Origin of the sequence: Kitasatospora sp. NPDC059571 (genome assembly GCF_042735675.1) — a bacterium.
Lineage (GTDB): Bacteria > Actinomycetota > Actinomycetes > Streptomycetales > Streptomycetaceae > Kitasatospora.
Genome location: NZ_JBHWBW010000401.1, coordinates 1 through 7,352 on the forward strand (window position 1 = coordinate 1; position 7,352 = coordinate 7,352).

General features: G+C 74.5%; 8 protein-coding genes. 1 reads left to right on the top strand and 7 read right to left on the bottom strand.

Features of this window, described 5'->3' with window-relative positions:
• Nucleotides 1-68: 68 nt before the first annotated feature.
• The 7 genes from ACFV0G_RS31015 to ACFV0G_RS31045 all read right to left on the bottom strand — a co-directional run bounded on the left by ACFV0G_RS31015 (nucleotide 69) and on the right by ACFV0G_RS31045 (nucleotide 5,245).
• Complete coding sequence (locus ACFV0G_RS31015; RefSeq protein WP_380555207.1) at nucleotides 69-398, bottom strand: TcmI family type II polyketide cyclase; 330 nt, start codon at nucleotides 396-398, stop codon at nucleotides 69-71.
• Nucleotides 399-403: 5 nt separating this feature from the next.
• Nucleotides 404-859: an SRPBCC family protein gene (locus ACFV0G_RS31020; RefSeq protein ID WP_380555209.1), complete on the bottom strand. Its 456-nt coding sequence runs from the start codon at nucleotides 857-859 to the stop codon at nucleotides 404-406.
• 4 nt (nucleotides 860-863) lie between these two features.
• Nucleotides 864-1,118: an acyl carrier protein gene (locus tag ACFV0G_RS31025; protein WP_380555211.1), complete on the bottom strand. Its 255-nt coding sequence runs from the start codon at nucleotides 1,116-1,118 to the stop codon at nucleotides 864-866.
• A gap of 30 nt (nucleotides 1,119-1,148) precedes the next feature.
• The gene (locus tag ACFV0G_RS31030) at nucleotides 1,149-2,396 is read right to left on the bottom strand and encodes a beta-ketoacyl synthase N-terminal-like domain-containing protein (RefSeq protein ID WP_380555213.1); all 1,248 of its coding nucleotides are present in this window, start codon (nucleotides 2,394-2,396) and stop codon (nucleotides 1,149-1,151) included.
• Complete coding sequence (locus ACFV0G_RS31035) at nucleotides 2,393-3,658, bottom strand: beta-ketoacyl-[acyl-carrier-protein] synthase family protein (RefSeq protein WP_380555215.1); 1,266 nt, start codon at nucleotides 3,656-3,658, stop codon at nucleotides 2,393-2,395. The genes ACFV0G_RS31030 and ACFV0G_RS31035 overlap by 4 nt, the downstream gene beginning before the upstream one ends.
• Entirely contained in the window at nucleotides 3,655-4,074 is a 420-nt protein-coding gene (locus tag ACFV0G_RS31040) for a cupin domain-containing protein (protein ID WP_380555217.1), read from the bottom strand. The genes ACFV0G_RS31035 and ACFV0G_RS31040 overlap by 4 nt, the downstream gene beginning before the upstream one ends.
• A 73-nt stretch (nucleotides 4,075-4,147) precedes the next feature.
• Nucleotides 4,148-5,245, bottom strand: a complete 1,098-nt coding sequence (locus tag ACFV0G_RS31045; protein WP_380555221.1) for a SchA/CurD-like domain-containing protein — start codon at nucleotides 5,243-5,245, stop codon at nucleotides 4,148-4,150.
• A 334-nt stretch (nucleotides 5,246-5,579) separates the two neighbouring features.
• Between ACFV0G_RS31045 and ACFV0G_RS31050 the strand changes: the two genes are divergently transcribed.
• The gene (locus ACFV0G_RS31050; RefSeq protein WP_380555219.1) at nucleotides 5,580-7,208 is read left to right on the top strand and encodes an FAD-dependent oxidoreductase; all 1,629 of its coding nucleotides are present in this window, start codon (nucleotides 5,580-5,582) and stop codon (nucleotides 7,206-7,208) included.
• Nucleotides 7,209-7,352 lie beyond the last annotated feature (144 nt).

A 7,352-nucleotide genomic window follows, 5' to 3' on the forward strand; every position in this document is an offset into this window, starting at 1 on the left:
TTTTTCTAACACCCCCACCCCCCGGGGGCCCGGGGGCGGCGGCAGTACGAGACGAGCGGGTCGGCGGGCTAGCCCGCGCTGCGCTCCCAGCGGTAGAACTCGCGTGCCATGGCGTCCTTGGGCTCGCGCCAGGTCGCCGGGTCGTACGCCTGGACGTGCGCCGTGAGCCGGTCGCTCACCAGCCGGAACTCCGGGTGGCGCACGTGCTCCGCCACGGCCGGGCCCGGCGGGCGGTCCGCCTCGATCAGGTGCAGGTACAGGTCGCCGAACTGGAACAGGCTCCGGCCGGTGACCCCGATCAGCTGCGGCAGTTCACCGCGGTCGGAGTCGGCGAAGATGCCGGCGATGTCCTCGGACGAGCCGGGCCGCATCCGGGCGACGATCAGCGAACGGTGCATCCCGCTCACTCCTTGCCCGCGCGCAGCTCGACCTTGCCCTTGATCAGCTCCATCTGGATCCGCGAGTTGCGGTTGATGTGGTTGGTCATGCCGTGGTCGTCGACGGGCGCGGTGGGCTTCATCGCGAAGTCCTGGATCCAGCGCATCAGCGTGCCGGACGGGTGCTCGGCGTACTCCCAGCGGATGTTCATGAACTCGAACGGCCCGGGCTCGACCCGCCGGGCCCGGACGGTCAGCCCCTGCCGGTCGGTCTCCCGCTCGGACACCCAGCTCCAGACCGTGCCGTTCTCGTCCGGGTGCATGGTGAGCCGGAAGGTCGTCTTCGGGCCCTCGCGGTCCAGCACCTCGACCGAGGCGTACTCGCTGAACAGCTGCGGCCAGTTCTCCAGGTCGTTGGTGACGTCCCAGACCAGGTCCAGCGGGGCGTTGATGAGGATCTCGTTGTCGGTGTGGCCGGACATGCGATCAGGCTCCCGTCTTCACGGAGGAGTTGACGGCGTCGAGGAAGTCCTGCGGGGTCTTGGACATCTCGGCGCCGGAGGCGATGGGCGAGCCGAACCGGTTCTCCAGCTCGCCGACGATGCCGAGCAGGGCGAGCGAGTCGACGCCGAACTCCTCGAAGGTGGCCCCGGGGGCCTCCAGGTGCTCGGGGCTGACCGCGATGCCCGCCCGGGCCCGGATCAGTTCGGCCAGTTCGGCGTGGGTGAGGCGGTGGTTCATGGTTGCTCCTGTGTTCGTCGGGACGGCCGGTCAGGCCGCGCGGCCGCCGGCCGCGCGCAGCACCAGGGCTGCGTTCGAGCCCATCAGCCCCCGGCTGAGCACCAGGGCGGTGCGCAGCTCGGCAGTGCGGCCGAAGCCGCAGACCAGGTCGAGGTCGTGGGCCGGGTCGGCGACGTTGGGGGTGGGCGGCACGAAGCCCTGCTCCATGGCGAGCACCGCGGCCGCCGTGTCGAGCAGCGGCGCACCGCAGTACGCCCGGCCGGTGCCGGCCTTGGGGGCGGTGACCGGCACCCGGGCGGCGTGCGCGCCGAGGGCGTCGGCCAGGGCCTGCGCCTCGGCGAGGTCGGCCTCCGGCACGCCGAGGGCGTCCGCGAAGACCACGTCGACCTCGTCCGGTGCGCAGTGGGCCTGCTCCAGGGCCCGGCGGATGGCCTGGGCGAGCCCGTGCCGGGACTCGGCCCACCGCGAGGCGCCGGTGAAGGTGGCGGCGTGCCCGGCGACTTCGGCCCGGATCCGAGCGCCGCGGCGGCGTGCCGCCCGCTCGTCCTCCAGGACGAACATCGCGCCGCCCTCGGCCGGCACGAAGCCGCTCGCCTCCCGCGTGAACGGGAGGTAGGCACGGGCCGGGTCCTCGGCCAGGCTGAGCTCGGGGTAGCCGAGCTGGCAGACCATCGAGTACGGCGCCAGCGGCGCCTCGGCCCCGCCGGCCACCACGGTGTCGGTCCCGCGGGCGATGGTGCGGGCCGCGTGCGCCAGCGCGTCCAGGCCGCCGGCCTCGTCGCTCGCGACCACCCCGCACGGCCCCTTGTAGCCGCCGCGGATGGAGATCTGGCCGGTGCTGGCCGCGTAGAACCAGGCGATCGACTGGTACGGGCCGACGAACCGGGAGCCCTGGCCCCAGAGGTTCTGCAGCTCGCGCTGGCCGAACTCGCCGCCGCCGGAGCCGGCCGCGGTGACCACGCCGGTGGCGAACGGCGCGTTCTCGTCCGGCCGGTAGCGCGCGTCCTCGACGGCGAGGTCGGCGGCGGCCATCGCGTAGTGGCTGAACCGGTCGGTCTGGACGAGGTAGCGGCCCTCGACGGTCCGCTCCGGGTCGAAGCCGCGGATCTCGCCGGCGACCCGCAGCGGCAGCTCGCCGCAGCCCTCCCTGGTGATCGGGCCGAGCACACTGGTTCCCTCCCGGGTCGCCTTCCAGAAGTCGTCGGCGCCGACACCGTTGGGTGCGATCACCCCGATGCCGGTCACCACCGTCCGCCGGTCCGTTCGGGCCGAGGTCATCGGCGTGCCCCCTCTCTGCTGAGCACGACCGCGGACTGGAAGCCGCCGAAGCCGCTGCCGACCGAGAGCACGTGCCTCAGCGGTATCTCGCGGGCCGTCCTGGGCACGTAGTCCAGGTCGCACTCCGGGTCCGGGGTCTCGTAGTTGGCGGTGGGCGGCACCACGCCGTGGGCCAGCGCCAGGGCGCAGGCGACCAGTTCGATCGCGCCGATGGCGCCGAGCGAGTGCCCGACCATCGACTTGATCGAGCTCATCGGCGTCTCGTACGCATGGGCGCCGAGGGACCGCTTGACGGCGGCCGTCTCGTGCCGGTCGTTCTGCTTGGTGCCGGACCCGTGCGCGTTGACGTAGTCGATGTCGGAGGCGTTGACCCGGGCGTGGGCCAGGGCGCTGTCGATCGCCTCGGACATCTCCCGGCCCTCCTGCGTGAGACCGGTCATGTGGTAGGCGTTGCCGAAGGTGGCGAACCCGCCGATCTCGCAGTGGATCCTGGCGCCGCGGCGCCGGGCGTGCTCGTACTCCTCCAGCAGGAGGACGGCGCCGCCCTCGCCGAGGACGAAGCCGTCCCGGGTGGCGTCGAACGGCCGGGAGGCGTGCTCCGGGTCGTCGTTGCGCTCCGAGGTCGCCTTGATGGCATCGAAGCAGGCGACCGTGATCGGGGAGATCGGCGAGTCGGAGGCGCCGGCGACGCAGACGTCGACCCGGCCGTCCTCGACCGCCTGGAGGGCGTAGCCGACCGCGTCCAGGCCGGAGGTGCAGCCGGTGGAGACGGTCTGCACCGGGCCCTGGGCGCCGACCTGCTCGGCGACCGCGGACGCCAGCGTGCTGGGCGAGAACGCCCGGTGCAGGTGCGGCTCGGCCGCCCGGTGGTCGACGTCCCAGCGGGCGCCGTGGGCGCTGACGCCGACGTAGTCGTGCTCCAGCCGGGTGGTGCCGCCGACCGCGGTGCCGAGGGAGACGCCGACCCGCCACGGGTCCTCGGCCGCGAGGTCGAGCCCCGCGTCGCGGACCGCCTCCGCGGCGGCGGCCAGCGCGAACTGGATGTACCGGTCCGAGCGGGCCGCCTGGGCGGCGTCCAGCCCGGCCGCGTACGGGTCGAAGTCGCACTCGCCGGCGATCCGGGAGCGGAACTGGGCCGGGTCGAAGAAGGTGATGCCGCGGGTCGCGGTCCGGCCCGCGGTGAGCAGGTCCCAGAACGCCGGGACCCCGTTGCCGCCGGGCGCGACCACGCCGAGCCCGGTGACCACCACCCGCCGGCTCATGACCGGGCCCCGGCGGGTTCCGGCGGCGCCGGGGTCTCCTCGGTGTCGACGTGGCCGATCTCGGGCCGCGGGGCGAGCGGACCGAGGTGGAAGACCATCCGCGCCTCGGTGCTGCCGACGTTGCGGAACCGGTGGCGGACGTTCAGCGGGATCAGCAGGCCCTGGTCGCGGCGGAGCCGGTGCGGCTCGCCGTCGAGGTCGACCTCCAGCTCGCCGGCGACGACGAAGACGAACTCCTCCGAGTACGGGTGGTAGTGCTCGGCGATCCGGTCCCCCGGCTGCACGATGGCCAGGCCCATGAACCCGCTGGTGGCACCCACCGTCGTCGGGGTGAGCATGGCGCGCAGATCGCCGCCGCGGCGGGTGTTCGGCGGCGCGTCGTCGACGTGCACGATGCGTGGGAACTCCGTGGTCATGGTGATGCCTCCAAGTGGTCCTGCGGGAAGAGGGGTGACGCCCGGCCGGTTGCCGGGGGACGGACCGCGCCGGTCAGGCGTCCTGGGCCGACCGGTCGGTGACCAGCTGCATGGCGGCGTCGCCGAGGAACCGTGCGACCCCCGCCGTGGTCCGCAGGTCGTGGTGCTCGTCGAGCTCGACCAGACGGGCCAGGACACCGGCCGCACGGGGCCCGCGGATGCCGAGGGCGAGGTCCGGCTCGGACTCGGCCGGCACGGCGAGGTCCACCAGGCGGACCACGACGTCGTCGCGGTGGAAGACGGTGCTCGCCACCAGCGCCGTCCGCTCCTCGACGGCGAGCCGGTCCTGACGGGCCAGCAGGCCGGCCACCGAGGCGCCGTGGCCGGGCCGGACGGGGTAGTGCAGGGCGTACCGGTGGACGGTGCCGGCCGGCGCGGACGGGCTCGCGACGTGGTGCACGGCCGGCAGCGCGGCGCGCATGAAGAACGCCCGGGCGGAGTCCGGGTTGTTCAGGTCGCGGGCCTCCTCCAGGTACGGGTTGATGGCCTCCTCGACCGCCCGGACCTCGGGCTGCATGGCGACGTGGCGCAGCGCTGCGCCCAGGTCGCCGGAGACCTCGACGGCCCGCACGACCCGGTTGCCCTGCATGAACAGCGAGGTGCGGCAGAGCCGGGTGTGCGCGTCGACCCGGGCCTTCGGCGAGGTGTAGCCGGCCAGGATCCGGGCGACCTCGGCCTCGCTGCCGGGCTTCACGGTGAAGGTCAGGGCGTGCCGGACGATGCCGTCGGCGACCGGGTCCGGGCCGTCGTAGGTGTAGTCGCCGGCGGTCTCCCGCATGATGCTGAAGCGCAGCGACCGGGTGTCGCGCACGCAGCCGTGCAGCGGCTTGACCATCTCGCGGTGCGCCTCGCTGTCGACCCAGGAGAGGAACGGCTGCGCGCTGTCCCACTCACTGGTGATCAGCCACTGGGACGGGTCCTCGATCGACTGGCAGAGCTGGTCGCTGACGTGGCCGGGGACGGCGGCGACCTGGTGGCGCAGCTCCTCGTAGGCGCGCAGGAAGCGGTCCTGCTCGCCGGCCATGACGTCGCACATCAGCACCACGCGCAGGCGCGGGACGGTGAGGGAGGTGTGCAGGGAGTCGGACACGGGTTCGGTGAGGGTCGTCATCTTCATCCGTCTTCTCGGGGGGTGAGCCGTCGCAGGGCCTACGCGCCGCGGACCGGCGCCCGGTGCGGACCGGGGCCGGACGGAGGGGAGGCGGCCGGCGGGCCGCGGTGGCCGGCCGGTGGGGTCGCTCGGGCGGTCCGGTGCTGGTGGCAGCGGGCCGTGACCGAGACCGGTCACGAGGACTGAGCTCGATCGTGTCGGTCCGTCACCGATCGTGCGAGGGCAGGAACCCATCCGGGCGAAAAGGCTGGGCCATGGGCGCCACAGGCCGCGCGCGCACGGACGACCGGTGGGGACATTGAGGTCGGGACCCTCGACACGACTGGAGTCACTGATGAACCCAACCGCCGACGGCCGGCTGCCCGTCCTCATCGTGGGCGGCTCCCTCGTGGGCCTGTCCACCTCGCTCTTCCTCGGCCGGCTGGGGGTGCCGCATCTGCTGGTGGAGAAGCACGCCGGCACCTCGCACCACCCCCGGGGCCGCGGCAACAACGTCCGGACGATGGAGCTCTTCCGGGTGGCGGGCGTGGAGCCGGCGATCCGGGAGGCCGCGTCGGTGCTCGCCGAGAACCACGGCATCCTGCAGGCCGCCACCCTGGCGGGCGACGAGCAGGAGTGGCTGTTCAAGGAGATCGACCCGGGCGGCGCCCTGCGCAGGTTCAGCCCGTCGAGCTGGTGCCTGTGCAGCCAGAACGACCTGGAGCCGGTGCTGCGGCGCCACGCCGAGGGGCTGGCCGGCGAACTGCGGTTCGGCACCGAGATGGTGTCGTTCGAGCAGGACGCCGACGGGGTGACGGCGCTGCTGCGCAACCGGGAGACCGGTGCGGAGCAGACCGTGCGGGCGCAGTACCTGGTGGCGGCGGACGGGCCGCGCAGCCCCGTCCGGGAGCGGCTCGGGATCGGCCAGACCGGTCCGGGCGACCTGTTCCACAACGTGTCCATCACCTTCCGGGCGGCGGGCATGGCGGACGTGGTCGGCGACCGCCGCTTCATCGCCTGCTATCTGACGGACCCGCAGGGCGCGGGCGCGCTGCTGCCGGTGGACAACCGGGAGCACTGGGTCTTCCACGCGCCGTGGCACCCGGAGCGCGGTGAGGCGCTGGAGGAGTTCACCGACGAGCGCTGCATCGCGCACATCCGGGCCGCGGCGGGCGTGCCCGATCTGGCGGTGGAGATCACCGGCCGGGCGCCGTGGCACGCGGCGCAGCGGGTCGCGGAGCGGTACCGGGTGGGCCGGGTGTTCCTGGCCGGCGACTCGGCGCACGAGATGTCGCCGACCGGCGCGTTCGGCTCGAACACCGGGATCCAGGACGCGCACAACCTGGCGTGGAAGCTGGCGGCGGTGCTGGGCGGCTGGGCCGGTCCCGGGCTGCTGGAGTCGTACGGGCGCGAGCGCCGGCCGGTGGCGGAGGCCACCAGTGAGCGGGCGACGGCCCGTTCGGCGGAGCACCGGCACCCGGGGTACGACGTGAACCCGGGCACCGGCCGGCAGCGCGGGGTGCTCGCGGTCGCACTGGGCTACCGCTACCCGGCGGGTGCGGTGGTCGGTGCGGACCCGGACGGGCCGGCGGTGCCGGAGTCGTTCGCGGCGGACGGCTCGCCCGGGTCGCGCGCCCCGCACGTGCGGGTGCGCCGGGCCGGCGTGCCGGTGTCCACTTTGGACCTGTTCGAGACGGTGCCGGTGCTGCTGGCCGGGCCGGAGGCGCACGCCTGGCACGGCGCGGCGGAGCTGGTCGGCAAGCGCCTCGGGGTGCCGCTGGCGGCGTACCGGGTCGGTCCGGGTGCCGAGCACGAGCTGGCGCCGGAGGAGGGCGCGGACTTCGGCGAGGCGTACGGGATCGGGGCGGACGGTGCGGTGCTGGTGCGGCCGGACGGGTTCGTCGCCTGGCGGTCGGCGGGTGCGGCGGACGACCCGGAGGCAGTGCTGACCGGCGTGCTGGAGGCGGTGCTCTGCCTGGTGTGAGTGTGCGGCGCGGCGGCGCGCCCGGGGTCTCTCCGGGGGGGCCCCCCCCCGGGGGGGCGGGGGTCACCGGGGGGGGGGGCGGGCGCCCCGGGGGGGCGCGGGGTTTCGGGTGCCAGGGGGGGGGGGGGCCCCACGGCCGCGGGG

Coding starts and splice junctions, on each gene's coding strand:
- ACFV0G_RS31015 (WP_380555207.1), bottom strand. CDS start 398: ATGCACCGTTCGCTGATCGTCGCCCGGATGCGGCCCGGCTCGTCCGAG.
- ACFV0G_RS31020 (WP_380555209.1), bottom strand. CDS start 859: ATGTCCGGCCACACCGACAACGAGATCCTCATCAACGCCCCGCTGGAC.
- ACFV0G_RS31025 (WP_380555211.1), bottom strand. CDS start 1,118: ATGAACCACCGCCTCACCCACGCCGAACTGGCCGAACTGATCCGGGCC.
- ACFV0G_RS31030 (WP_380555213.1), bottom strand. CDS start 2,396: ATGACCTCGGCCCGAACGGACCGGCGGACGGTGGTGACCGGCATCGGG.
- ACFV0G_RS31035 (WP_380555215.1), bottom strand. CDS start 3,658: ATGAGCCGGCGGGTGGTGGTCACCGGGCTCGGCGTGGTCGCGCCCGGC.
- ACFV0G_RS31040 (WP_380555217.1), bottom strand. CDS start 4,074: ATGACCACGGAGTTCCCACGCATCGTGCACGTCGACGACGCGCCGCCG.
- ACFV0G_RS31045 (WP_380555221.1), bottom strand. CDS start 5,245: ATGACGACCCTCACCGAACCCGTGTCCGACTCCCTGCACACCTCCCTC.
- ACFV0G_RS31050 (WP_380555219.1), top strand. CDS start 5,580: ATGAACCCAACCGCCGACGGCCGGCTGCCCGTCCTCATCGTGGGCGGC.